Origin of the sequence: Nocardioides euryhalodurans (assembly GCF_004564375.1) — a bacterium.
Taxonomy (GTDB): Bacteria; Actinomycetota; Actinomycetes; order Propionibacteriales; family Nocardioidaceae; genus Nocardioides; species Nocardioides euryhalodurans.
The window spans coordinates 1,699,005-1,725,645 of sequence record NZ_CP038267.1; the positions used below are offsets into that span (position 1 = coordinate 1,699,005).

Here is a 26,641-nt window from a genome sequence, read left to right on the forward strand (position 1 = left end):
GGAGGGACGCCCGGGCCGCCCGGCTGTGGACGGTTCGTGGCAGGGGCCCTGCCGTTGCGCCGGGCGTCAGCGGGCGCGGGTCACCGTGATCGTGGCGTTGGTGCACGAGGAGGCGAGCGAGGTCATCGCGGACTTCTCGGCCGAGTCGACGCTGAGCCGCCAGCGCAGCTTCACCGCGACGAACTCACGGAGGTAGCGGCACCGGTCGTACTGCGGCAGCCACTCGGCGACGTCCTGGTCGCTCTTGGCCTGGTTGACGTCGTCGGTGACGCCGACCAGGGTGCGGTGGTCGCCGAGGTCGTTGGCGTAGGACTGGCGGGTGGCCGTGCTCCACGTCCGTGCGCCCGAGTCCCAGGCCTCGGCCAGCGGGACCATGTGGTCGATGTCGACGTCGGAGGTGCTGGTCCACGACACGCGGTCGTAGTAGGAGAACCAGCGGCCTCCCGACAGCGAGCAGCCCGAGCCGACGGTCACCGGGTCGTCGGCCTCCTCGATCAGCACCTCGTTGCGGGCGTGGCAGCCGTCGCCGTCGGCGTCCACCCAGTGCGGGAAGAGGTCGCGCGAGTAGCCGGTCCGGACCTCGCTGGCGACGGTGAGGTCGCCGATGGCCGTGGTCAGCGGCGCGGAGTAGGTCTCGGCGTACGCCGTGGCGGGCAGGCCGACGACGACGCCGAGCACGAGCGCGAGCAGGGTGAGGGTCCGGCGGAACATGAGCACTCCCGAGATGACTGGTCGATGGTCCGGGTGGCAGCCTCGCCGCAGCGGACCTCTCGCCGCAAGGGCAACGCCGCGTCCCCTTGTCGACGGCTCGGTGAACGGCGAGGATCGCAGGACCGCCGTCACCCAGGAGGATCTGCATGGTCACACCCATCGACCCGACCTCGACGGCGTTCCTGCTCGCCGAGAACCGCAGCATGCCGATGCACGTCGGTGGGCTGCAGCTCTTCCGCAAGCCCGAGGGTGCCGGGGACGACTACGTCCGCGAGATGTTCGAGGCGATGCGTGACGTCGACGAGGTGGCGCCGCTGTTCCTCAAGCACCCCCACCGCTCGGCGAGGACCGCGGGCCAGCTGGTCTGGAAGCCCGACGAGCAGTTCGACATCGAGCACCACGTCCGCCACAGCGCCCTGCCCGGACCGGGGCGCGTGCGCGAGCTGCTCGAGCTGTGCTCGAGGCTCCACAGCACCCGGCTCGCCTGGGAGCGACCGCTGTGGGAGGCCAGCGTGATCGAGGGCCTCGCCGACGGCCGCGTGGCGATGTACACCAAGACCCACCACGCGCTGGTCGACGGCGTCAGCGCGATGCGGCTGCTCGCGAGCGTCCTCTCGACCGACCCGGACAAGCGGGGCATGCCGGCCCCGTGGGGCACCGTCCCGGACCGGTCGAAGGTCGCCAAGGAGCGCGAGCGGGCCGAGCGCCGGCTCGAGGAGGTCCCCGTCCAGGCGCTCCGCAGTGCGCTCGGGATCACCGCCGAGGCCGCCGGGCTCCCCGGCGCGCTGGTCCGCACCCTCAACAAGTCGGTGCGCGGTGAGACGTCGGCGGTCTCGCTCCACGCGCCCCGGACCATGTTCAACCAGTCGATCACCGGCTCGCGGCGCTTCGCCGCGCAGGACTGGCCCGTCGAGCGGCTCCGCACGATCGGCAAGGCGACCGGCACGACCATCAACGACGTGGTCATCGCGATGTGCTCGGGAGCGCTGCGGACCTACCTGCTGGAGCACGACGCGCTGCCGGAGCAGAGCCTGGTCGCGATGGTCCCGGTGGGGCTCAAGGCCCAGCAGTCCCACGTCGCCTCCACCGAGGGCGGCAACGCGGTCGGCTCGATCATGGTGCAGATGGGCACCGAGCGGGCCGACCCGGCCGACCGGCTGGACGCGGTGCACCGGTCGATGGTGGACGGCAAGCGGGCGCTGTCGTCGATGACCCCGGTACAGATCCTGGCGATGAGCGCCCTGGGACAGGCACCGGCCATCCTGACGCCGCTGCTGCGCATGCAGGGCCTGGTGCGGCCGCCGTACAACGTGATCATCAGCAACGTCCCCGGCCCGCGGACCACGCACTACTGGAACGGTGCCCAGCTGCTCGGCACCTACCCGTTGTCGATCCCGATCAACGGGATGGCCCTCAACATCACCTGCACGTCGTACGACGGCCTGATGTGCTTCGGGCTCACCGGCTGCCGGCGGACCGTTCCCCACCTGCAGCGCATGCTCGGTCACCTCGACGACGAGCTCTCGGCGCTGGAGAAGGCCGCCGGGGTCTGACCGGTCAGCGCAGGTCGGCCAGGGCGCGCTCCTCGTAGCCGCCGCCGACGGTGTCGGCGACGGCCCGCAGCCGCGCCCTGGTGATGTCGGCGACCGTGAGCAGGCCGGCGCGATGCGCGTTGGAGCCGGGGCGGGTGGGCTCGGCGGAGTTGACCGAGAGGCACCGCCGGGTGCCGCCGTCCTCGGCGTTGGCGAGCGCCACGGCGTGGCCGGTGGTGCCGCTGCCGGCGAAGAAGTCGAGCACCGCCGCATCGTCCGGCATGGTGTGCAGGATCCGCCTGAGCAACCCCGTCGGCTTGGGCGACTCGAAGACGTGGCCCACCAGGTCCTTGAGCTCCGCCACGGCCGTGTCGGTGGAGCCCACCTCGGCCGCGAGCCAGATCGTGCGCAGCTTCTTGCGCCGGTCGGGGGCGAGCCAGTCCCGCTGGAAGACGTCGACCCGCTCCCCCAGCCGCCCCGTGACGGTGCGGCAGACCAGGTCGTCGGGCCGCTCGTCGATCCGGGGGCGCGACCACCGCCACACGGCTGGGGTGCCGTCGCCGAAGACGGGGGTCACCTCGACCGCCCCGGCGAAGGGAGCGGTCGCGACCCGCCCGCTGACCGGGTCGCCCCACACCGGGAAGTGCAGGGTCCGCGAGGTGACGGGGTTGAACTTCTTGTTGGTGTTGCGCAACGGCAGGTGCCGGTAGCGGCGCCCGTCCGCGGCGGTGAGCGGGAAGTCGGCAGGGTCGACGGTGTCGGTGGTGGAGGCGTCGAGGACGCAGGTCGAGGCGTCCCGGGCGTACACGAGGAGGTACTCGTGGCTGGTCGCGAAGCCACCGCCGAGCTGACGGCCCTTGGCGTTGAGGTTGACCACCACCTGGGCCAGGAAGTTGTCCTCGCCGAACACCTCGTCGAGGAGCAGCCGCAGGTGGGCTGCCTCGTTGTCGTCGATGCTGACGAAGATCGCGCCGCCGGGGGCCAGCACCTCACGGGCACGCCCGAGCCGGGGCCGCATCATCGCCAGCCAGGCCTCGTGGCGGCCGAAGCGGTCGTGGTAGGCGAACTCGTTGCCCGTGTTGTAGGGCGGGTCGATGTAGACGAGGTCCACGGAGCCGGGCTCGAGCCGCGCCAGCACCTCCAGGTTGTCGCCCTCGACGAAGACGTTGCTCGGCTGCCCCACGCGGGCAGGGTATCCGTGACCAATCCGGCGCGCCGGAGTTGAGCAGGCATGCGCCCCTCCCTGGTGTCCACGCTCGCGCTCGGCCTGGCGGCCACCCTCCTCGGCGCCGTCCCGGTCGCCACCCAGGCTGCCCCGATCGCCCAGGCACCACGCACCAGCGGACCGACCGCCACCGACCACTGCCTGGAGAGCCGCCCCGAGCCGGGCACGGACGAGCCGGTCGAGATCTGCTACACGCTCTTCCGGCCGGCCGAGGCGTCCCGCCGCGACCCGGTCCCGCTGGTCATGCACAGCCACGGCTGGGGCGGCTCCCGTACGACCGACCCGGCAGCCTTCGACCAGTGGCTGCGGGCGGGCTACGGCGTGCTCTCCTTCGACCAGCGCGGCTTCGGGGAGTCCGGTGGCTACGCCCACGTCGAGAACCCCCGCTTCGAGGGCCGTGACAACCTCCGCCTGATCAGGGCCGTCTCCCGGCTGCCCTGGGTGCAGCAGGACGGGCCCGGCGACCCACGGCTGGGGGCGATCGGCGGCAGCTACGGCGGTGGCTACCAGTACCTCGGCGCCCTGATGTCGATCCAGCGCCGCGGGATCCCGGTCTACGACGCCCTCGCACCGGAGATCACGTGGCACGACCTCAACGACAGCCTCGCCCCCGACGACGTGGTGCGCTCCGAGTGGGCGTACGCCCTCTCCGCCGCCGCGGCGCCGACCGACGCGCTGCCGCCGAAGGTCTACCGGGCGCTGGTCGAGGGTTCGGCGACCGGCCGCTGGCCCGACGGGTCCACGCCCGGCAGCGTCGACATCCAGCGCTTCTTCGACCGCAACGGCCCGCGGTGGCACGTCGACCAGGGCCGCCGCCTCGACATCCCGGTCCTGATGGGCCAGGGCCACACCGACACCCTCTTCAGCCTCCAGCAGGGGCTCGACACCTGGCGCCGGGCCCTCACCCCGGCGGCCCGTCGGGAGAGCATCTTCGTCGGCTACAACGGCGGCCACGTGCTCCCCGCCCTCCTGCCCCGGGGTGTGGAGGTGAGCTCGGACCCGTGCAGCGAGCGGCTGGCCGGAGGCGACTTCGACGCCCTCGCCCGCCGCTTCATGGACGAGCAGCTCCGGGGGCGCGACCGCGACCTGCGCGGCTACGGGCGGCTCCACCTCGCCACCCGCGACAGCCGCTGCACGACCGTCCGATCCGTCCGACCGGACGCCACCCGTGAGGTCGGCACCGTCGCCATCACCGAGGCGGCCGGGGCTCCGGTCGCGCACCCCGTCGCCGAGGGACCGATCCGGATCGCCGGGTCGGCGTACTTCACCGGCCGGCTGACGGCCCTCGGGGTCGAGAACCGCGCCTTCTACGGCCTCGCGGTCGGCCGCAGCCCGCTCGACGCGACGCTGGTCCAGAACAACGTGGAGCCGCTGCGCGAGCCGACACCGGTCACCGGCGAGCGCCGCAGGGTCCCGCTCCCGGCCGTCGCCGTCGACGTCCCGGCGGGCCAGACGCTCTACCTGCTGGCGTCCCCGGTGAGCGACACGTTCGTCGGCATGGGCAGCCGTACGCCGGGTGCGGTGGTGTTCGACAACACGGTCGTCCATCTCCCGGTCGTGGGGCGTTGACCGACCTATCCTGAAGCGCGTGCTCTCCCGGATCGGTCTCGCCTGCGTCGCCCTCGGACTCACCGCGGTGAGCCTGGCGATCCTCCCCGACGACCCGGGCCCGGACCCGTCCGGCGACCGCGGCTCGCTCAGCGGCCGCAGCGGCGACCAGCCCCGCCAGACCTCGGACGGACTGCCCGGCGAGATCGCTCGCGACCTGCGTCCCGGGGTCAGCACCCGTCCCCGCGTCTCCGGTGTCCGGGAGCGCACGCTCGCCCCCGGGGTCTCCTACCGGCGGTGGGACCGGACCGACCGTCGCGGGCGTTTCCGGAGCTACCTGGTCACGGTCGACCTGGCGAAGAAGGGCGTCCGGCTGGACTACGCGACCGGGTCCACCGTCGCGAGCCGCGGTGCCCTCACCGCGCTGCTGCGTCGCGACGAGGGCGTCGTCGCCGGCATCAACGGCGGCTTCTTCGACATCGACGACACCGGCGCCCCGCTGGGCGTCGGCCGGGACCGCGAGCGCGGCTTCCTGCACGCCGCGAAGTACACGTGGAAGAACACCTTCACGATCGCCCGCGACGGGACCACCCGGATCGGGCCGGTCACGATGCAGGCGAGCATCGCCGAGCGCCCGATGCTCGAGATCACCAACGTGAACTCCCCGCGCGTCCGCGAGGGCCGGGTCGGCATCTACACCAGGGCCTGGGGCAGGACGTCCGGCTACTCCGTCACCGACGGCCAGCGCCGCAACGTCCGGATGGTCGTGGTCCGCGACGGGGTCGTGGTCTCGCGCTCCACCCGACTCCCCCGTGACCGCCGGATCCGCGGCACGGTCCTGATCGGACGCGGGCCCGGCGCCGAGCAGCTCGCGCGGTTGCGGGTGGGCGCGCCGGCGACCGTCGCGTGGGGGATCCCGGAGTCCTACGACGTGGCCCTCGGTGGGGAGTCCGTGCTGCTGCGCCAGGGCCGGGTCCGGGTGTCCGACGACGTCTACCTCCACCCCCGCACCGCGATCGGCATCGACCGCGACACCGGCCGGATCCTGCTGCTCGTCGTCGACGGCCGGCAGGACCACAGCCGCGGCCTGACGATGGTGGAGCTCGCCCGGCTGATGCGTCGCCTCGGGGCCGAGACCGCCCTCAACCTCGACGGCGGTGGCTCGAGCACCCTCGCCGGCCTGACCGGGGCGGGAAGGCTGCGGGTGCTCAGCTCCCCCTCCGATGGCGCGCAGCGGCCGATCCCCGACGGCCTGGCTGTCCTGGTCGGCTAGCCGGTGCCCCGCTTCACGCGCGCCGAGCTGGAGGCCTTCCGCGACGCCGAGGTCCCGGACCTGCTGGGTCCCGACTGCCGGCTGCTCTTCGTCGGCATCAACCCCGGGCTGTGGACCGCCGCCACCCGCACCCACTTCGCGCACCCGGTCAACCGCTTCTACCCCGCCCTGGCGCTGGCCGGCATCGTGGAGCGGCGGATCGACCCCGCCGCGGGCATGACCGAGGACGACCGGGCGCACCTGGTCTCCCGAGGCATCGGCATCACCAACCTGGTCCGCCGGGCGACGGCCAAGGCGTCCGAGCTCGACGCCGCCGAGCTCCGGGCCGGCGGGGAGGCGCTGGCCGCGCTGGTGGCGCGGGTACGGCCGCGGGTGGTGGCGGTCGCCGGCATCACCGCGTACCGCTCGGCCTTCGGCGTGCGGCAGGCAGTGCCCGGGCGGCAGCCGGAGCCGCTGGCCGGGAGCGAGCTGTGGGTGGTGCCCAACCCGAGCGGGCTCAACGCCCACGAGACCGTCGCCTCGCTCGCCACGGCGTACGCCGCTCCAGCCCGTGCGGCGGGTGTGATCGACGACGCAGCCCCGCGGAGCGGGTGACCGGTCGGACCGGTCACCCGACCGCAGGATTCAGGGCAGACTGGGCCCCGGCACGACGCGGCGCGACCCCATGACCGCGTCGGGAGGTGGAGACCCCCGCGTCACCACCTACCGGCTCGTCCGGCGCGTGCGTGTCACAGGTTGCCCCCGCCCGGCCGGGCGGGCAACGTGTCCTGCAGGTTGGTGCAACGTGGTCGCGAACGACTCGGAAGGAGACCGCCGTGGTGGCAGGACTGGTCAGTCCGCGCAGCCAGCTCGAGGTGTCCGACGCCGCGTTGCCGCTCATGATGCTCCGGCAGCAGGCGTGCGACCGCTGGCAGCGCACCGGGCAGGCCGAGACCGACTCCTTCCGGATGGTCGTGACCCCACGGGCCCAGGCACCGCAGCTCGTCCTCGACCGCTGCTACCGCGCGCGTCAGCTCACCACTGTCACCCGGTGGGTGGAGTCACTGGAGGCGCTCATCGCCTCCGACCGGCACAACCGGACCCTGGTCCACCAGCGGTCGCTGCCGATGACCAGCTACTTCGACGCCGGCGCCGTCACCCCCGAGATGATCCGCGTGCTCGGCAGCTCCGAGGGGATGCCCTACCACGTCGGCTACGGGCCGATGCAGATGAAGCTCTACGACCTCGACGAGGTGCTCGTCGCGGGGCCTGACAACTGCGCGCAGGTCGGGCTGCTCTGGCTGCGGGGAGCGCCTGCGATCCGGGCCGCCACGGGCTACCTCGACGCGGTCCGACGTACGTCGGTCGCCGCCTCGGCCCTCGTCGCGCCCGAGGGGGTCAGCCTCACGCCGCGCCAGCACGCCGTCGCACGACTGCTGACGTCCGGCCTGCGTGACACCGACGCGGCGGAGCGGCTCGGCGTCTCGCTGCGGACCTTCCGGACGGAGGTGGCCCGGATCCTCGACGAGCTCGGTTGCGAGACCCGGTTCGCCGCCGGCGCGAGGTACTCGGTGTGGGCGTCCTCCCAGGTGGACGCCGGGCGCTAGGTCCGCCCTCAGGCGTCGGGGAACTTCTGCCCCTTGCCGAGCACCGTCAACCCGTCCTCGACGACGAAGCCGCGCGCCAGGTCGACCTCGGGGTCGACCCCGATCTGCGCGCCCGGCGGGACGACCACGTTCTTGTCGAGGATCGCGTTGCGGACGACCGCGCCGGCCCCGACCCGGACCCCGTTGAGGAGCACGCTGTCGGTCACCTCGGCGCCGCTCTCGACGCGCACGTCCGGCGAAAGCACGGACCGGTCGACGGCACCTCCGGTGACGACCGCGCCCGGCGAGAGCACCGCGTCCCCGATCTCCGCGGCCCGCTGGCCCGCGCCCTGGACGATCTTGACCGGCGGCTGCGGGCCGTAGGAGGTGTACATCGGCCAGTCGCGGTTGTAGAGGTTGAAGATCGGCAGCGGGCTGACCACGTCCATGTGGGCGGCGTAGTAGGAGCCCAGCGTCCCGACGTCACGCCAGTAGCCGCGGTCGCGGTCGGTCGCGCCGGGCACCTCGTTGTTCTTGAAGTCGTAGACCGACGCCTGCTCCCGACGTACGAACGCGGGCACGATGTCGCCGCCCATGTCGTGGGCGCTGTCGTCGAGGTCGGCGTCGCGGGTGACGGCCTCCACCAGGGCGTCGGCGTCGAAGACGTAGTTGCCCATCGACGCCAGCACCTCCTGCGGGCTGTCGGGGAGGCCGATCGGGTCGGTGGGCTTCTCGAGGAACTCGCGGATCCGGGTGGGGTCCTCGGGCAGGACGTCGATGACGCCGAACTGGTCCGCCAGCCCGATCGGCTGCCGGATCGCAGCGACCGTGCAGGCGGCCCCGGTCTCGACGTGCTGCTCGACCATCTGGCTGAAGTCCATCCGGTAGACGTGGTCGGCGCCCACCACGACGATGATGTCGGGCTTCTCGTCGTGGATCAGGTTGAGGCTCTGGAAGATCGCGTCGGCGCTGCCGAGGTACCACCGCTTGCCGACCCGTTGCTGCGCCGGCACCGGCGTGACGTAGTTGCCGAGCATCGTCGACATCCGCCAGGTCTGGGTGACGTGCCGGTCCAGGCTGTGCGACTTGTACTGCGTCAGCACCACGACCTGGAGGTAGCCGGAGTTGACGACGTTCGACAGCGCGAAGTCGATCAAGCGGTAGATGCCGGCGAAGGGAACGGCCGGCTTGGCGCGGTCGGCAGTGAGCGGCATCAGCCGCTTGCCCTCCCCGCCTGCCAGCACGATCGCGAGCACGTTCAGTCTCGGTTCGCGCCTCATGCCGTCCAAACTAGCCACGTTCGGCGGTAGCGTCGATCCATGCGTGTCGACGTGCTCAGCAAGGAGTACCCCCCGGAGGTCTACGGAGGGGCCGGTGTCCACGTGGCCGAGCTGGTCCGGGCGCTCCGGGCGCGGCCCGGGCTGGAGACCCGGGTGCACGCCTTCGGGGCCCCGCGGGACGAGCCGTTGACGTCGTCGTACGCCGAGCCCGCGGAGCTGGCCGGCGCCAACGCCGCGTTGCGCACGCTGGGCGTCGACCTCGCGATCGCGGACGCCTGCGCGGGAGCCGACCTGGTCCACTCCCACACCTGGTACGCCAACATGGCCGGTCACCTCGCCGGGCTGCTGCACGACGTGCCCCACGTGGTGAGCGCCCACTCGCTGGAGCCGCTCCGCCCGTGGAAGGCCGAGCAGCTCGGCGGCGGCTACGCCGTCTCGTCGTGGGCCGAGCGGACGGCCTACGAGGGAGCCGCGGCCGTGATCGCGGTGTCCGCGGCGATGCGTGAGGACGTGCTGCGCTGCTACCCCGCGCTCGACCCCGAGCGGGTCCACGTGGTCCACAACGGCATCGACACCGACGACTGGGCACCTGTCCACGACCCCGACCGGGTGCGCGCGCTGGGCGTGGACCCCGACCGACCGAGCGTCGTCTTCGTCGGGCGGATCACCCGCCAGAAGGGGCTGCCGCTCTTCCTGCGGGCCTGTGCGGCGCTGCCGCCCGAGGTGCAGATCGTGCTGTGCGCCGGTGCGCCGGACACACCCGAGATCGAGGCCGAGGTCGAGGGCCTGGCGGCCTCGCTCGCCGACGGTCGCTCCGGGGTGGTCTGGATCCGCGAGATGCTGCCGCGGCAAGACGTCGTGACACTGCTCACCGCGGCGACGGTCTTCGCCTGCCCGTCGATCTACGAGCCTCTCGGGATCGTCAACCTCGAGGCGATGGCGTGCGAGACCGCGGTCGTCGCGACCGCGACGGGCGGGATCCCCGAGGTGGTCGTCCACGACGACACCGGGCTGCTCGTGCCCATCGACCAGGCCGACGACGGCACGGGCACGCCGCTGGACCCCGAGGCGTACGTGGCGGCGTTCGCCGAGGCGCTGACGTCGCTGGTGACCGACCCCGGCCGGGCCGCGGCGATGGGCCGAGCCGGTCGCCAGCGTGCCCGCGACTCCTTCAGCTGGGGGGCGATCGCGGAACGCACCGTCGGTGTCTACGACGGGGTGGTCGCCGGTGGAGCCTGAGGAGCCCGAGCCGTCGACGCAGCACAACGTCCTCGGCGGTCCGCTGGAGCCCTGCGGCACCGACCCGCTGACGGGCTTCTACCGCGACGGGAGCTGCACCTGTGGACCGATCGACCCGGGGCTGCACGCCGTCTGCGCGGTGATGACCGAGGAGTTCCTCGCCCACCAGTCCTCGGTCGGCAACGACCTCTCGACGCCGCGGCCGGAGTGGCAGTTCCCCGGCCTGCACCCGGGTGACCGCTGGTGCGTGGTCGCCGGCCGGTGGTGGCAGTCCTACCAGGCGGGCGTCCCGGCGCCGGTCGTGCTGGCCGCGACCAACTACCGCGCCCTCGAGCTGATCCCCCTCGAGATCCTGACCGAGCAGTCCGTCGACGTCCCGCCCGACCTCTCCGGCCTCGTCTGAGCCCTGCTCGCCCCGGCCCACCCGGTCGAGGACCTTCGCCCCTGTCCGGAGGGCTCGGGGACGCGCACGCTGGCGACATGAGCACCACCGCCCCGAGCGCCCACCACCGCCGGTCGTCACCCGGTTCCCGGGCCGGCAGGTGGGCCGTGGCGCTGGCGGGCGCCTCCCTCGCGGGGATGGCGGCGTCGGTCGTGGCGTTCGCCCTCGGGGTGGAGTCGGCCGACGGCTTCGCCGACAACTGGCTGCTCACCGGCTGGGGCGCGGCCGTCCTCGCCTGCGCAGGAGGGTCGGTCGTCGCCGGCGGCCTCGCGCTGCTGCGTCGGCACGACCGTTCGTGGCCGGTCGTGACCGCCACGGTGGTCGGCGCCCTCATGACCGCCCTGATGCTGCAGCAGGTGGCCGAGGGGCTCGGGATCCTGACGTCGTAGCTCCACCCGGGGATCCGCTGCGGGCTCACCGGGCCTGCCCCATAATCGAGCCCGTGCCGGACCGACCACCCAGCAGCCGCGAGCAGCGACGTCGACGGCGCGAGCTCGAGGCTGCGATGCGGGAGCTCGACCGGCTGGACCGGGAGCACGGCCTCGGCACCCTGCCGGACAGTGCACCGGCCCGCCACGTCCGGCGGCGACGCGGCTCACCGGTGCTGGCCGGGCTGGTGGTGACCGCCCTGCTGATGGTCGGGGTGGTCCTGGTCGGGCCGGGCGACGAGCTCGCGACCGTACGCCGCCTCTTCGGACTCGGTCCGGACCGCTACGGCAGCCCGCCCGCCTACACCCCCGGCGAGGGCTCGTTCGCCTTCCTCACCACGCAGCGGGGGTCGGACGAGCCGGTCGGCTACGACCCGTGCAGCCCCGTCGAGTACGTCGTCAACACCGCGGACGCTCCCCCGGACTGGGAGGAGCTGGTCGCCGACGGCGTCGCGCACACCGAGTGGGCCACCGGCCTCGAGCTCGTCGACCGCGGCACCACCGACGACCGCCCCTTCGACCCGGTGCAGCGCGGAGCGTTCTCCGGGACGCCGAGACCGGTGGTGATCGGGTTCGCCGACGAGGACGAGCTCGACGGTCTCGCCGGCGACGTCGCCGGCCTGGGCGGCAGCCTGGCGGTCCGCGACAGCCTGGGTCGCGACTACTTCGTCACCGGCTCGATCGCCCTCGACACCGAGGTCTTCGACGGCACCAGCAGCGGCGAGGAACGCGCCTCGCTGCAGGCGATCGTCGACCACGAGCTCGGCCACGTCGTGGGGCTGGACCACGTCGACGACCCCGACGAGCTGATGTACGCCGAGAACGTCGGGCGGACGACGTACGGTCCCGGCGACCTCGAGGGCCTGGCCCGGCTGGGCTCGATCCCCTGCCGCTGATCGTCGAGATGGGCCTCCGCAACCGTCGACCTGGGCCTCCGCACCACTGCCGGTGGTACGCGGGCCCACCTCATGCGTTGCGGGGGCCCATCTCGACGTCATCCGTCACGGCGGGCGGTTGCCGCGGGACTCCTCCTGGGCGACGAGCCCGTCGAGGTCGGACAGCCGGTCGAGGCCCCGCACGGCCTGGGCCATCCGCTGGTTGCCGGCGAAGCGCTCCCGGTGGCGGTCGAGGAACCACCAGTAGCCCGCCGTGAAGGGGCAGGCGTCCTCGCCCACCCGCACCGTGGGGTCGAACCGGCACGACCCGCAGTGGTCGGTCATCCGGTTCAGGTAGGCACCGCCGGACGTGTAGGGCTTGGTGGCCATCACACCGCCGTCCGCGTGCTGCGACATCCCGACCACGTTGGGAACCATCACCCAGTCGTAGCCGTCGACGAAGGCCCGGTGGAACCAGTCGGTCACCTGGGAGGGCGACCAGCCTCGCTGCATCGCGTACGACCCCAGGACCATCAGCCGCGGGATGTGGTGCACCCAGCCGTGGGTCGCCACCTGGTCCAGCGTGTGGGAGAGGCAGCGCGCGTCGGTCGCGGCCGCGTCGAGCTCGCGGAACCACTGCGGCACCCGCTCGGTCGCGGACAGCTCGTTGCGCCGGCGGTAGGACGGCCCGAGGTGCCAGTAGAGGTGCCAGACGTAGTCGCGCCAGCCGAGCACCTGCCGCACGAACCCCTCGACCGCCGCGATCGGCGCGTCGCCGGACAGGTACGCCTCCTCGGCGCGGCGGACCACCTCGAGCGGTTCGAGCAGCCCGAGGTTGAGCGGTGCGGAGACCAACGAGTGCGCCATCCAGGGGTCGCCCTCCAGCACGGCGTCCTCGTGGGCGCCGAAGTGGGGCAGCCGGTGCTCGACGAAGCGGTCCAGCGCGGCCAGCGCCTCGCGTCGCGTCGCCGGGAAGCGCCGCGGCCCGTCGCGCCCGAGGAAGGTGACGTCCCCGTTACGCTCCCACCGGTCGAGGTCCTCGCGGACCTCGGCGTCGATGTCGTCCTCCTCCGGCCACCAGGGCTCGGGGACGCCGAGGGTGTCCGCACCGCGCGGGGGCGGCTCGCGGTTGTCCTCGTCGAAGTTCCAGCGACCCCCGGCCGGGCCGCCGCCGTCGAGCAGCACCCCGTGGCGGCGGCGCGCGTCACGGTAGAAGTCCTCCATCAGCAGCCGGCGTCCGCCCCGCCCGTCGGCCCAGGCGGTGAAGTCGTCGCGGCTCGTGGCGAACCCACGGGCGTCGAGCACGGTGAGGTCGAGCTCCTCGGCGAGCCGACGGACCAGCCCGAGCGCCGCGTACGACGTCGGGTGCACCACCTGCACCGGCCCGGACCCGGCGTGCTCCCGCACGGCCGGCGCGTACGTCTCGCTGTTGACGTACGTCGTCCTGTCGCCCAGCTCGGCGGCCCGATGGCGCATCGCGGAAAGGACGAGGTGCGCCTTCGCACGGTGGAAGCGTCGCCGCACGAAGACCGCCCGGGACTCCACCAGCAGCACCGGGCCGCGGTGGTCGTGGACGAAGTGCGGCCCGAGCTGGTCCCCGAGGAGCCACCGCAGCCTGGTCATGTCAACGTCATGTCGAAGCCGGCGTCAGAGCTTCGCGAGCGCCTCGCGCAGCCCCTGCTCGGCCTCGTCGCCCAGCTTCTTGAAGGCGCCGCCGAGGAAGGGCGTGACGAGTTTGGCGACGCCCTTGAACGTGAAGTCGGCCGTGTAGGTGACGCTGCTGCCGTCGCCGACGGCGGCGATCTCCATGGTGTCGATCGCGGTGACCGTCTTGTTCTCGCCCCGCAGCCGGACCAGGGCATGGGGCACGTGGTCGACCACCGTGTAGCGCAGCTCGGTCTTGCGGCCGTTGAACTCCGAGACGTTGTCGTAGACGGTCCCGACGCCACCGTCGCCCTCCACGCGGACCGTCGAGACGGTCCCCGGGTCCCACTCGGTGGTCCGGGTGAAGTCGCTCAGGTAGTCGAACACCGCGGCGGGGGCGGCCTGGGTCTCGACCGTGCGCTGGATCATCATGGCTCGACCCTAGCCAGCCGCCCCTGACGGACCGCCTGACGTGGCGAGGCAGACTGGCCGACATGACCGCATCCGTGTCGACCCGTCCCGACCGACGTACGCCGGCGCTCCTCGGGCTCGTGGGGTTCCTCGTGGCCGTGGCCGTCGTCGCCGTCGTCGGCGGCCTGGCCGCCGGGTCGGCCGGGTCGACGTACCGGGCCCTGGAGCTCCCTCCCTTCGCCCCGCCCTCGTGGCTGTTCGGGCCGGTGTGGACGGTGCTCTACGTGATGATCGCGGTGTCGGGGTGGCTGGTCTGGAGAGCGGCAGGGTGGGGCCCCGCCTCGACGCTGTGGGTCGTCCAGCTCGCGCTCAACCTCGCGTGGACACCGCTGTTCTTCGGCGCTGGGCAGTACGGGTGGGCGCTGGTCGACATCGTGGCGCTCGTCGGCGCCGTCGGGGCGACGATCGTGCTCAGTGCCCGAGTCTCACGGCTCGCCGCGTGGCTGCTGGTCCCCTACCTCGCGTGGGTGTGCTTCGCGACGGCCCTCAACGCGGCGATCTGGTGGCTCAACTGATCAGTCGAAGAGGGCGCCGACGTCGCGCGTGAGCGCGTCGGCCAGCGGGTGGTCGGTCCGCACGAAGGCCGCCGGCCGGCCCACGAGGGCCTCGACCTCGGTCGTCCCCTCCTCGTAGGCCTTCCCCGTGATCAGGTGGCGCCACTCGCCGGGTGGGAAGGTGACCTCCACCCGCCCCGTCGTCGCGTCGAGGACGGGCGCGACCAGCAACGCGTCGCCGAGGAAGAACTGGGTGTCCACCTCGGCAGCGTCGCTGCCCGGGGCCACCAGCCACCCGTGGCGGATTGCCGGGAGGCCCTCCTCGGTCGCCTGCGTGAGCACCGCGCGCCGGTAGGGCGCCAGCGCCGCGAAGACCCGCGTCATCCGGCCGAAGTGCGCCCGCTGCTCGTCGTCGTGGACCTGGACGTTGTCGTCGGGACGGTTGCCCTCGTGGGTGCGCATCACGACGCCGAACGCCGCCAGCTCGGTCCACCGCTTCAGCAGCTCGTCGGTGCGGACGTAGTCGGTCACGACCGCGTCGACCGAGGTGTAGCCGCCGATGTCGGAGTGGACCAGCGGCCAGCCCGAGACGCCGGCGGAGAAGGTGCCCAGCAGCGCGGAACGCAGCCCGTCCTCCGCGCCGAAGTCGACCAGCTGGTCGCCGTTCCAGAACAGCGACGCGTCCTCGCCCATCCCGAGCGACCCGCTCCGGAACCAGGTCACGCAGTCGGGCCGCGCTGCCCGCTCGCACGCCTCGCGGACGGTCTCCGCCCACAGCCCCGGCCACGCGTTGTGCGCCAGCCGTGCGTCACCGGCGTGGAGCCGCGCATCGAAGGGCAGCCCCTCCCCGAAGTCGGCCATGAACCCGCCCACTCCCGCGCCCAGCACCTCCTCGGCGATGACCTCGACGAACCAGTCCCGCGCCGCCGGGTCGGTCAGGTCGACGAGCGCCGCGTCGAAGCCGCCCTGGTCCAGGAGGTACGGCGACCCGTCAGGCCGCTCGACCAGGTGGCCGGCGTCGCGCGCCTCGGCGAAGAGGTTGCGGATGCCGGGGTCGTGCTTCGGTCCGGCGTCGACGAGGAACGGGTTGACGTACGTCGTGACGGTGATGCCCTCGTCGGCCAGGTCGGCGACCAGCCGCTCCCAGGCCGGGTAGCGCTCGCGGTCCAGCTGCCAGGTCCACCACAGCCGCTCGCCGAACGACGTCGTCCGCTGCCCGGTCCAGTCCTGGAGCCACACGCCGGAGACCTCCGCGCCGGAGGCGCGCAGGTCGGCGACGCGACGCCGTACCTCCTCGGTGCCTCCCTGCATGCCCACGATCGCGCCCTCCTGGGTCCAGCCCGGCAGCGTCGGCGCTCCGACCTGGCGCTCCGCGACCAGGTCGGCCGGGCTGTCCCCCGCCGTCAGCTCCGCGTCCAGGGTGGGCGCCCACACCTCGAGCGCGACCCGCTCGTCGTCGCGGGTGTCCGCGACCGCGACGGCGTGGGAGGCAGGCCGGTCCGCGACGAGGGCGACGCCGCGCAGGTCCTCGGTCACCCACGAGGCCCAGGCGGCGTACGTCGTGGTCGCGTCGCCGGCGGCGGAGCGGTTGGTGAGGTCGGCCAGGACGCTGAGCGGCTGCTCGCCCCGGCCCACGCCCTGCTCGCGGACGATGATCGGCAGCAGCCGGTCGTCGAGGTCGAAGTCGCTGAACTGCTCGCCGAAGCCGTGGACGCCGGCACCCTCGGAACGCCCGGAGCTGAGCACGACCGCGTCGGCGTCGGGCACCTCGACCTGCAGCAGCGCGCCGCCGTCGGGCCGCTCCCGGATGCGGGCGCTCCACCGGACCTGGTCGGCCTCCCCGTGGAGCGTGCCCTCCAGGAGCACGCCGTCGACGACCGCCCGCATCCCGGTGATCCGTTGCTCGGTCCACTCGGCATCGTGGCGCACCTCGGTGAAGAAGTAGCCGCGGTGCTCCTCGACGGCCACCTCGCCGCGGGCCGCCGCGAGGAACGCCTCACCATCGGGGCTCTCCCAGACGATCCGGCCGTCCTCGACCAGCGTCAGCCCGGAGGGACCGAGGGTGACCTCGACACCGCCCGTCGCCAGGGTCCCCTCGACGCCCTGCTCGACCACCAGAGCTGCCGGCTCGACGACCTCGAGCTCGTCCTCAGGGAGGGTGAAGGAGTAGCCGACGACGGCCGCCGCAGCGATCAGCAGGAGGGCGAGGGCACCCAGCGCGATACGGCGCAGCCAGCGGGTCACGGCGGCAGGCTAGGTGGTGAGCAGCCCCAACACGTAGCCGACCTGCCCGAGGTGCTGCAGGCAGTCGCCCTGGATGCTCACCAGCCGCGCCCCCGCGGTCACCGGCGGGTCCCACCGCCGGTCGACCACCCGGTCGAGCTCGGCCGCGTCGACGCGGGCGAGGTAGTCGCGCGTGAGGGCGTCGACGTCGGCGTGGTAGCCCACGAGCAGCGCCGGGTCGGTGATCCGTACGGCGTCGACCTGCTCGCTGGTGTGGCCGAAGCCGATGTCCTCCGGCCCGTTGGGCAGCCCGAACCGCTCCTGCCACTGCTCCCACCGCTGCGGGCTGCCCGCGAGGTGGGCGACGTGGTCGTCCTGGACCCGCGCGAGGTGCCACAGCAGCCAGCCGACGGAGTTGCCGGCCCCGTCGGGTCGGTGGTGCAACGTGCGGTCGTCGAGTCCCTCGGCGTGGGCGGCGTAGAGATCACGGATCCGGGTGAAGGAGTCCTCGAGCAGGTCCTGGGCGTCCATGGGACGACCGTACGTCGGTCGTGGCAGGCTGGCAGCGTGCAGAAGGTCGACGCCGAGGGCCCGCTGTCCCCGGCGGAGGTGTGGGAGCGCTACACGCACGCCTCGCTCTGGTCGTCGTGGGCCCCGCAGGTCCGCGGCGTCTCCGGCGCGCACGACCCGGTCCGGGCCGGCGACCGCGGCTGGGTGCGGGGCCCGTTCCCGCTGCGTCTCCCCTACACGGTGCTCGCCGTCGACGAGGGTGCGCGGCGCTGGAGCTGGCAGGTCGGCATCGGCGTGGTCTCGGTCGTGATGGAGCACGGTGTCGACCCGGCGCCCGCGGGCAGCAGGGCCTGGCTGCGGATCGAGGTGCCCGGCCCGCTGGCCGCGCCGTACGCCCCGATCGCGCGGATGGCGCTGCGGCGCCTCGTCAGACCCTGACGCCCAGGTCGGCGCCCACCGCGTCGGCGACCCGGCGCCCCGAGACGAGCGCACCCTGGATCGACGGGGTGGCACGGTGGTCACCGGCGACGAAGAGCCCGTCGCCGAGGTCGACCCGGCGGGCCAGCGGCTGACCGGCCGGGTGGGCGGGCAGCGCCCCCTCGATGACGTCGGTGCGCAGCAGCGACCAGCGGGTGCTGTCGGCACCGAACAGATGGCCGGCATGGCGGCGGGCCGCCTCCGCGGCGTCACGGTGCACCCCCACCGCCGTCGCGCCGACCAGCACCCCGCCGGCCGGGGCGTAGGAGGGCGCGGCGTTGGTCATGACCACGGCGTTGGCGAGCGGACCACGCTGCTCGCCGTCGACGTGGAGCAGCGGCCGCTCCGTCGGCGGGACGTCGGTGGCGAACCACCACGTCGTCAGCGACCGCATCGGCGTCGCCGGCACGGCCCCCAGCTCGAAGGCCATCACCGGGTCCGTCGCGACGACCACCGCGCGGGCCGCGACCCGGCCGGCATCGGTGTCGACGCCCCCGCTGGTCACCGGGCCCGCACGGACGCCGAGGTGGAGCGTGCCCGCGACCAGCCGGGCAGCGAGCTGGTCGGGCATGGCCTGCATCCCGGCGGCCGGGACGGAGGGGTTGCCGCGGGCGAAGGAGCGCAGCAGGAAGGACGCCATCCGTTGCGACGAGGCGAGCTCGGTCTCGCCGAGCACCCCGGAGAGGAAGGGTCGCAGCACCCGCTCGGTGAGCGCCCCGTCGAGGCCGCGGGCCCGGAGCTCCTCGAGCAGCGGGCGGTCGGCCGAGGCGCGGATCGAGTCGGCGGACCCGATGCCGAGCTGGGCGGCCCAGGCGCCGAAGGAGACCTTCTCGCGCACCGAGCCGACCGGCGCCGTCAGGTCGACCGGGAGCGTGGCGGGCATCCGGCGCGGGTCGCCGAGGACGTAGCGGCGGCCGTCGTAGGCGACCGCGAGCCCGGGGTCGAAGGCGCGCAGGTCGAGCGCGTCGAGGTCGAGGACACGCTGTGCCTCGGGGTAGGCCGGGTTGAGGAGCTGGAACCCCCGGTCGAGCCGGAAGTCGTCGACGACGTCGGTGCGCACCCGGCCGCCCACCGCGTCGGCCGCCTCGACGAGGATCGCGTCGACGCCGCGCTCCTGGAGACGTACGGCGGCCGCCAGGCCGGCGAGCCCGGCACCGACGACGACCACGTCGGCGCGGGTGGGCAGCGGCATGCCGCCAACCTAGCCGACCCTCCCGACACGACCGGGTGCGCGTACTCAGCCGCCGCCGGTGCCGCAGCCGCATGATGGTGGCGTGGTCCTCCCGCTCGCCGCCGCGTTCACGCCGTACGACGCCTCCCACGTGGGCGCGCTGGTGGTGCTCGTCGTCGGCGCGGTCGTCCTGGTCGTGGTGGGTCGTCGGCTCCGCGGGCGCGACCCGGCCGACCGGCTCGGCAGGGCGATGGCGGTCGCGATGCTGGCGACGACCCTGCCGCTGCAGGTCCTCTACTTCACGCCCGACTACTGGAACGTCCAGAAGACGCTGCCGATCCAGCTCTGCGACCTGGCGTCGTTCGTGTCGGCGTACGCGCTGTGGACGCACCGGCGCTGGGCGGTCGGCCTCACCTACTACTGGGGGCTGACGCTGACCACGCAGGCGATCCTCACGCCCGACCTCGACTCGGCCTTCCCCGACCCCATCTTCCTGCTGTTCTGGGGGATGCACGTCGGGACGGTGTGGGCGGCGATCTACCTCGTCTGGGGCCGCGGCGTGACGCCCGACTGGCGCACGTTCCGGGTCGCCGTGCTCGCGACCGCCGGGTGGGCGGCCGCGGTCTTCACCCTCAACGTGCTGGCCGGGACCAACTACGGCTTCCTCAACCGCAAGCCGTCCGCCGCCTCCGCCCTGGACCTGCTCGGCCCCTGGCCTTGGTACGTGCTGCTCGAGATCGCGATCATCGTCGCGGCCTGGGCGCTCGCGACCTGGCCGTGGGTGCGGGGCGGGGGGGGCGCGGGGTGATGTCGGCTTCCCCGCTCAGGCGGGGAGACCGACGCCAGCCGACACCCCCACGATCACCGCGGCGTCAGCACCACCTGCGACATCGACGGCATGGGCAGCACCGTCTCCACGACCACGACACCCTCGTCCGAGGCAGTCACCGTCCGCGCCGGCTCGAGCTCCTCGAGCCGGTCGGCGTCGCGCAGCACCTGCCACTGCTCCTCGGTCGGCCAGTCCTGGCCGTCCTCGCGCAGGCCGCCCCACACCGACGCCACGTTGGAGTGGTTCTCGTCGACGCGGACGTGCGTCAGGTCGTACGACGCACCCGGCGCGAGGCCGGTCACCTCGACGCTCACCTCGCGGGCGAGCGCGTCGGACCCGGCGGCCTTGGTCTGGTCGAGCGTGAGGTTCCAGAGCATGACCGACACCTCGTCGGCGGCACCCCGCGCGGCGACGGCCTCGACCAGCGAGCCCGCGCCGTCACCGTCGTAGGAGACGGCGAGCCGGGTGGAGCCGAGCCGCTCGAGCAGGGCCAGCGCCCACCAGCGGGGCTTGCGCAGCTCACCGACGGTCCGCAGCCCGAAGCCGCCGTGGAGCAGCGCCGGGGGCCGCCCGAGCTCCTCGAAGTGGTCGGAGACCACCCAGTAGGACAGGGACTCGATCCGGTCCATCGCGGAGAGCATGCCGCGGGCCAGGAACACGCCGGAGAAGACGGCGTCGCTGACCTCGTTGAAGTGGGTCGGCGTCACCCCCCACTCGGTCCACCAGATCGGCGTCCCGGCGCGGCCGTGGCGCTCGAGCATCGGCCGGAAGTCCAGCGGCGGCGAGCCGTAGGTGTGGGTCGAGACGAAGTCGACCGGCGCCCCGGACTCCTCGGCGTGGGCGAGCAGCTCCTCGACCCAGCCGGCCGCGGCCGAGGACGGGCCGCCGACCACGAGCCGCTCGTCGACCGCGCGCACGGCCGCTGCGGTGACGTCGTAGAGCTTGAGGTAGTCCGAGGGCGTGCCGGACCAGAAGACCTCGAGGTTGGCCTCGTTCCACACCTCGAACGACCACTGCTCGACGACCTCGTCGCCGTAGCGGTCCACGAGGTGCTGGGTCAGGTCGCGGATCAGCTCGTACCAGCGCTCCCAGTCCTTCGGCGGCGACACGATCGCGTCGTAGTCGAAGACCGTCACGGTCGGGTCGGCCGCCAGGTCGTGTGGCATGAACGACAGCTCGACGACCGGGAACAGCCCCAGCGACCGGATGTGGTCGTAGACCCGGTCGACGCCGGTGAAGTCGTGGACCGGTTCCCCGTCGACCTCGCGGTAGACGGCGAGGTCGTCGCACAGGATCCCGTGGGCGCGGACGTGGCTGACGCCGAGCTCGACGTGGGCGGCCCGCAGCGCCGCCGACAGCTCCTCGCCGATCACCCGACCCCCGGTCGTGTCGGGCGAGACGGCGTGCGAGAGGTGCTCGCTGCCGATCATCGGCCGCCACGGGCGGGCGAGCTCGCCGAGCTCCTGCCCGGCGGCGACGGTGACCGAGACCGCCCCGGCCTCGGCCACGGCCGCGCACGACACCGGCGCCGAGAGCGGGCCCTCGACGTGCACGTCGGAGAGCGAGGAGACGGCGTAGAACCGCTCCTCCCCCGGCGCGCAGGTGGTGTCGACGTACGGCGGGTGCGGCACCGCGAGCACGTCGCGGCCCGCGTGGTCGAGCGGCTCGAACGGGCCGTCCGCGGAGGTGGCCACGTGGACCTGGTAGCCGATGGCGCCGTCGACCGGCGACCAGTGCAGCGTCACCTGCGAGCCGCCGGCCTCGGCGACCAGTCCCTCGGGCGGGTCGAGCCGCGGCGCTGAGCCGCCGAAGGCCGGGTCGTCGGTGGAGCCGCTGCGGAGGCCGATCCGGTTCTCCCAGTCGGTGCGTGCGTCGGTGGTCACGGTTCTCCTCGTGTCGTGGGGGTGGGGGGTGGAGGCCGGTCAGCCGCGCGGAGCGGCCGAGAAGACCTCTTGCTCCATCAGCGGCTTGACCTGCTCGGTCAGCCCGCCCGGAACGACGTAGTCGCGCATGTCGTCGCCGGCCAGCGCGTTGCCGAGGGCGGCCATCACCATGCCCTGGTCGAGGGACAGATAGCGCTGCGAGACCTGGCCGCTCTCCACGGCGACCGCGTCGTAGAAGCCGCCCTTGCCGTAGGCGTCGAAGTCCCGGCGCAGGTTGCGCAGGTTCTCCAGGGCCGCGTCGGGCGCGTAGCGGTAGGCGAGGAACGAGGCGTGCGGGGTGACGACGCCGTCGCCGTACTCAGCAGCGGTCGGGGCCGGCTCGCCCTCGCGGCCGCACTCCTCCCACGGCTGGTCCCAGTCGGTCCGCTCCTGGTCGGAGGTGTAGCCGGCGCCGTCGAGGCCGAGCGCGTCCACGCCGTACTCGCGGTAGCCGCCGGCGGGGTTGTTGGAGGGCGAGAAGCCCCAGTAGCCGTAGTCGGTCTCCTGCAGGCCGTGCTCGATCTGGCCCTGCACGTAGAGGGGGTGGTTGACGCCCCACGACCGCGCGCCCCAGGTCTCCTCGGGCACGAACAGCGGCACCATGAGCGCCTCGAACATGCTGCCGCCCCAGGTCGGGACGATCTTCATGCCGCGGTAGTCGAGCGCACCCTCGTACACCTCGACGCCCTCGTACGTCGCCCACTCGCCGGTCGGCTGCGCCTCGGTCCAGGACCAGTCGCAGGTGTCGCCGGGGAAGGTGCGGAAGGTGCCGAAGTAGTGCTTCGCGGGGATCTGGCCCTCGGCGATGCCGAGGTAGGAGGCCATCCGCGGCTCGGTGTTGAAGGCGCCGTAGTGGTGGCCGGTGTACCAGACGTCCTCGCCCATGCCGCAGTAGTCGCCCTTGACACGAACCGGGTCGCCGAAGTCCTCGTCCCAGAAGCCGCCACGGATCTGGCCGCCCTGGCCCTCGGCCTCGTTGTAGTAGCAGCCGAAGTCCATGTCCTCGCGGATCGCGTCGGCCTCGTCGGCCAGCGCGGGCTCGGCGCGCGCGGCGAGCAGCAGCCCGGTCGCGAGCCACCCGTTGTCGACGCTGGACATGAAGGGCTGCACCTCGTCGCCGCTCTCGGGCCAGACGGTGAGCTTCTCCAGCGACCTCGGGTCGTACCAGTTGTAGAACTGGCCGCTCGGCTCGTGCTTCTCGAGCCTGCCGACGGTCTCGATCGTGAGCGCCATCCGCTTGCGGGCCTCGCGCTTGCCGATCAGGCCGATGTCGCGGGCGGCGACGGTGCTCCAGAGGTACGCGCCGATGTTGGTCGGCGACGTGAACGTGCTCCGCGTCCCGGCGCGCAGGTTGCCGGCGATGTTGTCGGCCGGCAGGCCGGTGCGGGGCACGGTCATCGCGTCGAAGGAGCGCCAGGTGTCGCGGGCGTACGTCGCGAGCTCGCCCTTCGGCTTCGCCGGGTGGGACCCCGGCCGCGTGTCCGCAGGGCCCTCGGCTCCGGCGGTCGGGGCGGTCCCGGCGACGGCGACCGCCGACAGGGTGAGTGCGCCGGCCGACAGGGCGGCCAGCAGGGTGCGTCGAGTGCGCATGGTGGTGTCCTCTCCCGAGAGGGGTTGGGGGTGGGGGGTTACTTGATGCCGGTCATGGCGACGCCCTGCATGATCCGTCGCTGCAGCACGAGGAACACGACGAGCACCGGCACCACGACCACGACCGAGCCGGCGAGCAGCAGGCCGTACTTCGTGGCGTTCTGGCCGACGGCGTAGAGCGCGAGGGCGACCGGCAGGGTGTACTTCTCCTCCGACGTGGCGATGACCAGCGGCCAGAGGAAGTTGTTCCAGGACGTGAGGAAGGTCAGCACGCCGAGGGTGGCGAGCGCCGGCCAGCACAGCGGCAGGATGATCGAGAAGAAGATCCGCAGCTCGCCGGCGCCGTCCACGCGCGCGGCCTGGATCAGCTCGTCGGGCAGGCTGAGGATGTACTGCCGCATCAGGAAGACGCCGAACGGCCCGGCGATGAAGGGCAGGATCATGCCTGGCAGCGAGTTGGCCAGCCCGATGTTGGTGGTGAGCACGAACAGCGGGATGAAGGTGACCACGCCGGGCACCATCAGCGTGCCGAGCACCAGGCCGAAGACGATCTTCTTGCCCGGGAACTCCAGCTTGGCCAGGGCGTAGCCCAGCATCGAGCAGAAGACCATGTTCCCGGCGGCGACGGTGACCGCGATGATCGCGGAGTTGGTGAAGTACGTCGGGAAGTCCATCCGGCTGAACAGCTGGCTGTAGTTCTCCGTGGTCACCGACTCGGGCCACCAGGTCGGCGGCACGCTCATGACCTCCGACTCGGGCTTGAACGACGAGACCACCATCCACACGAAGGGCAGCACGACGAGCACCAGGCCGGCGGCCATCACGCCGTAGAGCCAGGCCGGGGTGCGGATGTTGCCCTCGCGGGACTTCGGCCGCTTCTGCTTCGGTACGTCGGTCGCGGCGGCTGCGGCGGTGGGGGTGGCGGGGTCGAGTGTCTGGCTCATGGGTCAGTCCTTCTCGCGGAGCAGCCGGAACTGCAGCCAGGTCAGGAGCATGATCGCGACGAACAGCAGGTAGGCAGCGGCCGAGCCGACCGCGTAGTTGCCGTAACCCCACTGGTCGTAGGTGAAGAACGTGATCGACTTCGTGGCGTCCAGCGGACCGCCCTTGGTCATCACGAAGGCCTCCTCGAAGAACTGGAGGTAGCCGATGCTGGTGATCACGGCGCCGAAGAGGAGCACCGGCCGCAGCATGGGCACGGTGATGTAGCGGAACCGCGACCAGCCGGACGCGCCGTCGGTCTCCGCGGCCTCGAGCAGCTCGCGCGGGACCGTCTGGAGCGCGGCCAGGAAGATCACCATCAGGGTGCCGAAGTTGCGCCACACGGCCATCACGACCAGCGTCGGCAGGGCGGTGGTGGTCGAGTCGAGCCAGCCGGGGCCGTCGACGCCGAACCAGCCGATCACGGTGTTGACCAGCCCGCCCTCGTCACGCAGCAGGAACTTCCAGACCACCGAGACGGCCACGATGCTGGTCACGACCGGGAGGTAGAAGCTCACCCGGAAGAAGCCCTTGAGCCGGGTGATCCGGTTGAGCCCGACCGCGGTCGCCAGCGCGACGGCCATCGTGAGCGGCACGCCGAGCACCAGGTAGAGCGCGGTGTTGACCGTGACCTTGCGGAAGAGCGGGTCGGCCAGCAGGTCGAGGTAGTTCTGCAGCCCGACGAACTCCACGGCGAACGGGTTGCGCATGTCGGTGCTGCGCATGTCGGTGAAGCTCATGCCGAGGCTGGCGAGCACCGGACCGGCCGTGAAGACCAGGAACAGCGCCATGAACGGCAGCGCCAGGATCCAGGCAGCGATCGCCTGCTGGCGACGCGTCGGGTCGACGTGCCGGGTGGGGGTCCCCCGCTCCGGCGACGACACGGGGGACGTCGTCGCCGGAGCAGGGGAGGTACGGGTGGTGCTCATCTCAGAGTCCGGTGCCGATCGACGACGCCTCGGACTGCATCTGGCTGGCCGCCTCGTCGCCGGGCAGGTCGCCCTTCGAGGCCTGCTCGACGATGCTGTCGATCGAGCCCGCGACCTGCTCCCACGTCGGGACGGCCGGCGGGGACTCGGCGTTCTCGAGCTGCTGGCCGAAGACCTGCAGCTGCGGGTCCTCGGCGAGCTCGCCGGTCTCCCACGCCTCCTGCACGGCCGGCAGGTCGCCGACCTCGTCGTAGAAGGCCTGCTGCGTCTCGGCCTCGCTCAGCCACTGCACGTACTTCCAGGCGTTGTCGGCGTTGTCGGAGTCGTTGAAGACGACCAGGTCGCCACCACCGACGAAGGAGCTGCCGGGGGCGCCGTCGGGGCCGGGCATCGGGGCCACGGTGTACTGCTCCTGGGTGACGCCGGCGTCCTCGACCAGGCCGGTGTGCCAGGGGCCGGAGATGAAGGCGCCGTAGGTGCCCTTGGCGAAGCCGGTCTCGAGCTCGCCCGGGTCGAGCAGCCGGGTCGGGCTCAGCTCCTCGTCGAAGTAGGAGGTGTAGTAGTCGAGCGCCTCGGCCATCTCCGGGCTGTCGATCGTGTACTCGGTGGCGTCCTCGTTGGTCAGCGTCGCGCCGTTGGACCACGCGAACGGCATCACGGTCTGCCACGATCCGGTCTGGCCGGGCTGCAGGTTGAGGCCGTACTCGACCCCCGCCTTGCTCTCCAGGTCCTGGGCGAACGTCTTGAGCTCGTCCCAGGTCTGCGGCGCCTCGTCCCAGCCGGCCTGCTCGGCCAGGTCGGTGCGGTAGTAGAGCACGCGGGTCTCGACGTACCACGGGACGCCGTAGGACGTGCCGCCCACCTCGGTGGACTCCCAGGCGCCGGGGAAGAAGGCGGACTCGTCGACGAGGTTCTCCGGCGTCGGCATCAGGCCGCCCGCCTGCGCGAACTCACCCATCCACGTGGTGCCGACCAGGCTGACGTCGGGGGTCTCGCCGCTGGCGATCGCGCCGGAGAGCTTGTCGTACGCCGACTCCCACGGCACTGCGGTCACCTTGACGTCGGCCTCGGGGTTGGCCTCCTCGAAGGCGGCCGAGAAGTCCTCGAGCACCTCCCCCTCGGTGCCCATCGCCCACACGTCGATGGTGCCGGTGGCCTCGCCGCTCGCGATCTCCTCGCTCTGGGCCTCGCCACCGGCCGCGCTGTCCTCGCGGCCGCAGGCCGTGAGGGCGAGGCTGGCGGCGGCGAGCACCGCGATCGAAGTCCTGGTCCGTCTCATTTC

25 protein-coding genes are annotated in these 26,641 nt (G+C 72.8%); 12 read left to right on the forward strand and 13 right to left on the reverse strand.

Annotated features, from left to right (window positions below; all coding sequences use genetic code 11):
* Window positions 1–66: 66 nt before the first annotated feature.
* Complete coding sequence (locus tag EXE57_RS07960; RefSeq protein WP_135076084.1) at window positions 67–711, reverse strand: HNH endonuclease family protein; 645 nt, start codon at window positions 709–711, stop codon at window positions 67–69.
* A 146-nt stretch (window positions 712–857) separates the two neighbouring features.
* On the opposite strand from EXE57_RS07960, the gene EXE57_RS07965 reads away from it, so the two are divergent.
* The gene (locus tag EXE57_RS07965) at window positions 858–2,264 is read left to right on the forward strand and encodes a WS/DGAT/MGAT family O-acyltransferase (RefSeq protein ID WP_135076088.1); all 1,407 of its coding nucleotides are present in this window, start codon (window positions 858–860) and stop codon (window positions 2,262–2,264) included.
* A gap of 4 nt (window positions 2,265–2,268) precedes the next feature.
* On the opposite strand, the gene EXE57_RS07970 is transcribed toward EXE57_RS07965, so the two are convergent.
* Window positions 2,269–3,426 carry a site-specific DNA-methyltransferase gene (locus tag EXE57_RS07970; RefSeq protein WP_135076091.1) on the reverse strand — a complete coding sequence of 386 codons (1,158 nt, stop codon included), beginning with the start codon at window positions 3,424–3,426 and terminating at the stop codon, window positions 2,269–2,271.
* Between the two features lie 48 nt (window positions 3,427–3,474).
* Between EXE57_RS07970 and EXE57_RS07975 the strand changes: the two genes are divergently transcribed.
* From EXE57_RS07975 to EXE57_RS07990, 4 genes are all read left to right on the forward strand, one after another.
* Window positions 3,475–5,037, forward strand: coding sequence for an alpha/beta hydrolase family protein (locus EXE57_RS07975; protein WP_135076094.1), 1,563 nt, complete (start codon window positions 3,475–3,477; stop codon window positions 5,035–5,037).
* 19 nt (window positions 5,038–5,056) lie between these two features.
* On the forward strand, window positions 5,057–6,289 hold the full coding sequence (locus EXE57_RS07980) for a phosphodiester glycosidase family protein (RefSeq protein ID WP_135076097.1): 1,233 nt from the start codon (window positions 5,057–5,059) through the stop codon (window positions 6,287–6,289).
* Window positions 6,290–6,292: 3 nt separating this feature from the next.
* Window positions 6,293–6,883: a mismatch-specific DNA-glycosylase gene (locus EXE57_RS07985; RefSeq protein WP_135076100.1), complete on the forward strand. Its 591-nt coding sequence runs from the start codon at window positions 6,293–6,295 to the stop codon at window positions 6,881–6,883.
* A gap of 221 nt (window positions 6,884–7,104) precedes the next feature.
* Window positions 7,105–7,875 carry a helix-turn-helix domain-containing protein gene (locus EXE57_RS07990; RefSeq protein WP_135076103.1) on the forward strand — a complete coding sequence of 257 codons (771 nt, stop codon included), beginning with the start codon at window positions 7,105–7,107 and terminating at the stop codon, window positions 7,873–7,875.
* A gap of 8 nt (window positions 7,876–7,883) precedes the next feature.
* Here the strand turns inward: EXE57_RS07990 and glgC are convergent, their stop codons facing one another.
* Window positions 7,884–9,134 carry a glucose-1-phosphate adenylyltransferase gene (gene glgC / locus EXE57_RS07995; protein WP_135076106.1) on the reverse strand — a complete coding sequence of 417 codons (1,251 nt, stop codon included), beginning with the start codon at window positions 9,132–9,134 and terminating at the stop codon, window positions 7,884–7,886.
* Between the two features lie 39 nt (window positions 9,135–9,173).
* Between glgC and glgA the strand changes: the two genes are divergently transcribed.
* From glgA to EXE57_RS08015, 4 genes are all read left to right on the forward strand, one after another.
* Entirely contained in the window at window positions 9,174–10,373 is a 1,200-nt protein-coding gene (gene glgA / locus EXE57_RS08000; RefSeq protein WP_135076109.1) for a glycogen synthase, read from the forward strand.
* Window positions 10,363–10,776 (forward strand): DUF2237 family protein, encoded by a 414-nt coding sequence (locus tag EXE57_RS08005; protein ID WP_135076112.1) that lies wholly within the window; start codon window positions 10,363–10,365, stop codon window positions 10,774–10,776. The genes glgA and EXE57_RS08005 overlap by 11 nt, the downstream gene beginning before the upstream one ends.
* A gap of 77 nt (window positions 10,777–10,853) precedes the next feature.
* Window positions 10,854–11,204, forward strand: coding sequence for a hypothetical protein (locus EXE57_RS08010; protein WP_135076115.1), 351 nt, complete (start codon window positions 10,854–10,856; stop codon window positions 11,202–11,204).
* A gap of 53 nt (window positions 11,205–11,257) precedes the next feature.
* On the forward strand, window positions 11,258–12,139 hold the full coding sequence (locus tag EXE57_RS08015; protein ID WP_135076118.1) for a matrixin family metalloprotease: 882 nt from the start codon (window positions 11,258–11,260) through the stop codon (window positions 12,137–12,139).
* A gap of 105 nt (window positions 12,140–12,244) precedes the next feature.
* Here the strand turns inward: EXE57_RS08015 and EXE57_RS08020 are convergent, their stop codons facing one another.
* Complete coding sequence (locus tag EXE57_RS08020; protein WP_135076121.1) at window positions 12,245–13,741, reverse strand: cryptochrome/photolyase family protein; 1,497 nt, start codon at window positions 13,739–13,741, stop codon at window positions 12,245–12,247.
* Window positions 13,742–13,765: 24 nt separating this feature from the next.
* Window positions 13,766–14,194: an SRPBCC family protein gene (locus EXE57_RS08025; protein ID WP_135076124.1), complete on the reverse strand. Its 429-nt coding sequence runs from the start codon at window positions 14,192–14,194 to the stop codon at window positions 13,766–13,768.
* A 62-nt stretch (window positions 14,195–14,256) separates the two neighbouring features.
* Here EXE57_RS08025 and EXE57_RS08030 point away from each other — a divergent pair, with 62 nt between their 5' ends.
* Complete coding sequence (locus EXE57_RS08030) at window positions 14,257–14,748, forward strand: TspO/MBR family protein (protein WP_135076127.1); 492 nt, start codon at window positions 14,257–14,259, stop codon at window positions 14,746–14,748.
* Here EXE57_RS08030 and EXE57_RS08035 read toward each other — a convergent pair whose 3' ends face one another.
* Together EXE57_RS08035 and EXE57_RS08040 are read right to left on the reverse strand one after the other, a co-directional pair.
* Window positions 14,749–16,971 carry an alpha-glucosidase gene (locus tag EXE57_RS08035; RefSeq protein ID WP_135076130.1) on the reverse strand — a complete coding sequence of 741 codons (2,223 nt, stop codon included), beginning with the start codon at window positions 16,969–16,971 and terminating at the stop codon, window positions 14,749–14,751. It abuts the gene before it with no gap.
* 9 nt (window positions 16,972–16,980) lie between these two features.
* Window positions 16,981–17,481: a mycothiol transferase gene (locus tag EXE57_RS08040; protein ID WP_135076132.1), complete on the reverse strand. Its 501-nt coding sequence runs from the start codon at window positions 17,479–17,481 to the stop codon at window positions 16,981–16,983.
* 36 nt (window positions 17,482–17,517) lie between these two features.
* Here EXE57_RS08040 and EXE57_RS08045 point away from each other — a divergent pair, with 36 nt between their 5' ends.
* On the forward strand, window positions 17,518–17,898 hold the full coding sequence (locus tag EXE57_RS08045) for an SRPBCC family protein (protein WP_135076135.1): 381 nt from the start codon (window positions 17,518–17,520) through the stop codon (window positions 17,896–17,898).
* Here the strand turns inward: EXE57_RS08045 and EXE57_RS08050 are convergent.
* Window positions 17,888–19,129 (reverse strand): FAD-dependent oxidoreductase, encoded by a 1,242-nt coding sequence (locus EXE57_RS08050; RefSeq protein WP_135076138.1) that lies wholly within the window; start codon window positions 19,127–19,129, stop codon window positions 17,888–17,890. The genes EXE57_RS08045 and EXE57_RS08050 overlap by 11 nt on opposite strands.
* A gap of 82 nt (window positions 19,130–19,211) precedes the next feature.
* Here EXE57_RS08050 and EXE57_RS08055 point away from each other — a divergent pair, with 82 nt between their 5' ends.
* Window positions 19,212–19,916, forward strand: coding sequence for a YwaF family protein (locus tag EXE57_RS08055; protein WP_135076141.1), 705 nt, complete (start codon window positions 19,212–19,214; stop codon window positions 19,914–19,916).
* A 53-nt stretch (window positions 19,917–19,969) separates the two neighbouring features.
* Here the strand turns inward: EXE57_RS08055 and EXE57_RS08060 are convergent, their stop codons facing one another.
* Genes EXE57_RS08060 through EXE57_RS08080 form a run of 5 tightly spaced genes read right to left on the reverse strand, consistent with a single transcriptional unit; the run spans window position 19,970 to window position 26,638 of the window.
* Window positions 19,970–21,820 carry a GH39 family glycosyl hydrolase gene (locus EXE57_RS08060; RefSeq protein ID WP_135076144.1) on the reverse strand — a complete coding sequence of 617 codons (1,851 nt, stop codon included), beginning with the start codon at window positions 21,818–21,820 and terminating at the stop codon, window positions 19,970–19,972.
* Window positions 21,821–21,859: 39 nt separating this feature from the next.
* Window positions 21,860–23,449 carry a glucoamylase family protein gene (locus tag EXE57_RS08065; RefSeq protein WP_135076147.1) on the reverse strand — a complete coding sequence of 530 codons (1,590 nt, stop codon included), beginning with the start codon at window positions 23,447–23,449 and terminating at the stop codon, window positions 21,860–21,862.
* A 38-nt stretch (window positions 23,450–23,487) separates the two neighbouring features.
* Window positions 23,488–24,393 carry a carbohydrate ABC transporter permease gene (locus EXE57_RS08070; protein WP_135076149.1) on the reverse strand — a complete coding sequence of 302 codons (906 nt, stop codon included), beginning with the start codon at window positions 24,391–24,393 and terminating at the stop codon, window positions 23,488–23,490.
* 3 nt (window positions 24,394–24,396) lie between these two features.
* Window positions 24,397–25,359, reverse strand: a complete 963-nt coding sequence (locus tag EXE57_RS08075; RefSeq protein ID WP_135076152.1) for a carbohydrate ABC transporter permease — start codon at window positions 25,357–25,359, stop codon at window positions 24,397–24,399.
* 1 nt (window position 25,360) lies between these two features.
* A complete protein-coding gene (locus EXE57_RS08080; protein WP_135076155.1) occupies window positions 25,361–26,638 on the reverse strand; it encodes a sugar ABC transporter substrate-binding protein in 1,278 nt (425 codons plus the stop codon).
* Between the last annotated feature and the right edge of the window lie 3 nt (window positions 26,639–26,641).

Coding starts and splice junctions, on each gene's coding strand:
- EXE57_RS07960 (WP_135076084.1), bottom strand. CDS start 711: ATGTTCCGCCGGACCCTCACCCTGCTCGCGCTCGTGCTCGGCGTCGTC.
- EXE57_RS07965 (WP_135076088.1), top strand. CDS start 858: ATGGTCACACCCATCGACCCGACCTCGACGGCGTTCCTGCTCGCCGAG.
- EXE57_RS07975 (WP_135076094.1), top strand. CDS start 3,475: ATGCGCCCCTCCCTGGTGTCCACGCTCGCGCTCGGCCTGGCGGCCACC.
- glgC (WP_135076106.1), bottom strand. CDS start 9,134: ATGAGGCGCGAACCGAGACTGAACGTGCTCGCGATCGTGCTGGCAGGC.
- glgA (WP_135076109.1), top strand. CDS start 9,174: ATGCGTGTCGACGTGCTCAGCAAGGAGTACCCCCCGGAGGTCTACGGA.
- EXE57_RS08010 (WP_135076115.1), top strand. CDS start 10,854: ATGAGCACCACCGCCCCGAGCGCCCACCACCGCCGGTCGTCACCCGGT.
- EXE57_RS08020 (WP_135076121.1), bottom strand. CDS start 13,741: ATGACCAGGCTGCGGTGGCTCCTCGGGGACCAGCTCGGGCCGCACTTC.
- EXE57_RS08025 (WP_135076124.1), bottom strand. CDS start 14,194: ATGATGATCCAGCGCACGGTCGAGACCCAGGCCGCCCCCGCCGCGGTG.
- EXE57_RS08030 (WP_135076127.1), top strand. CDS start 14,257: ATGACCGCATCCGTGTCGACCCGTCCCGACCGACGTACGCCGGCGCTC.
- EXE57_RS08040 (WP_135076132.1), bottom strand. CDS start 17,481: ATGGACGCCCAGGACCTGCTCGAGGACTCCTTCACCCGGATCCGTGAT.
- EXE57_RS08050 (WP_135076138.1), bottom strand. CDS start 19,129: ATGCCGCTGCCCACCCGCGCCGACGTGGTCGTCGTCGGTGCCGGGCTC.
- EXE57_RS08065 (WP_135076147.1), bottom strand. CDS start 23,449: ATGCGCACTCGACGCACCCTGCTGGCCGCCCTGTCGGCCGGCGCACTC.
- EXE57_RS08070 (WP_135076149.1), bottom strand. CDS start 24,393: ATGAGCCAGACACTCGACCCCGCCACCCCCACCGCCGCAGCCGCCGCG.
- EXE57_RS08075 (WP_135076152.1), bottom strand. CDS start 25,359: ATGAGCACCACCCGTACCTCCCCTGCTCCGGCGACGACGTCCCCCGTG.
- EXE57_RS08080 (WP_135076155.1), bottom strand. CDS start 26,638: ATGAGACGGACCAGGACTTCGATCGCGGTGCTCGCCGCCGCCAGCCTC.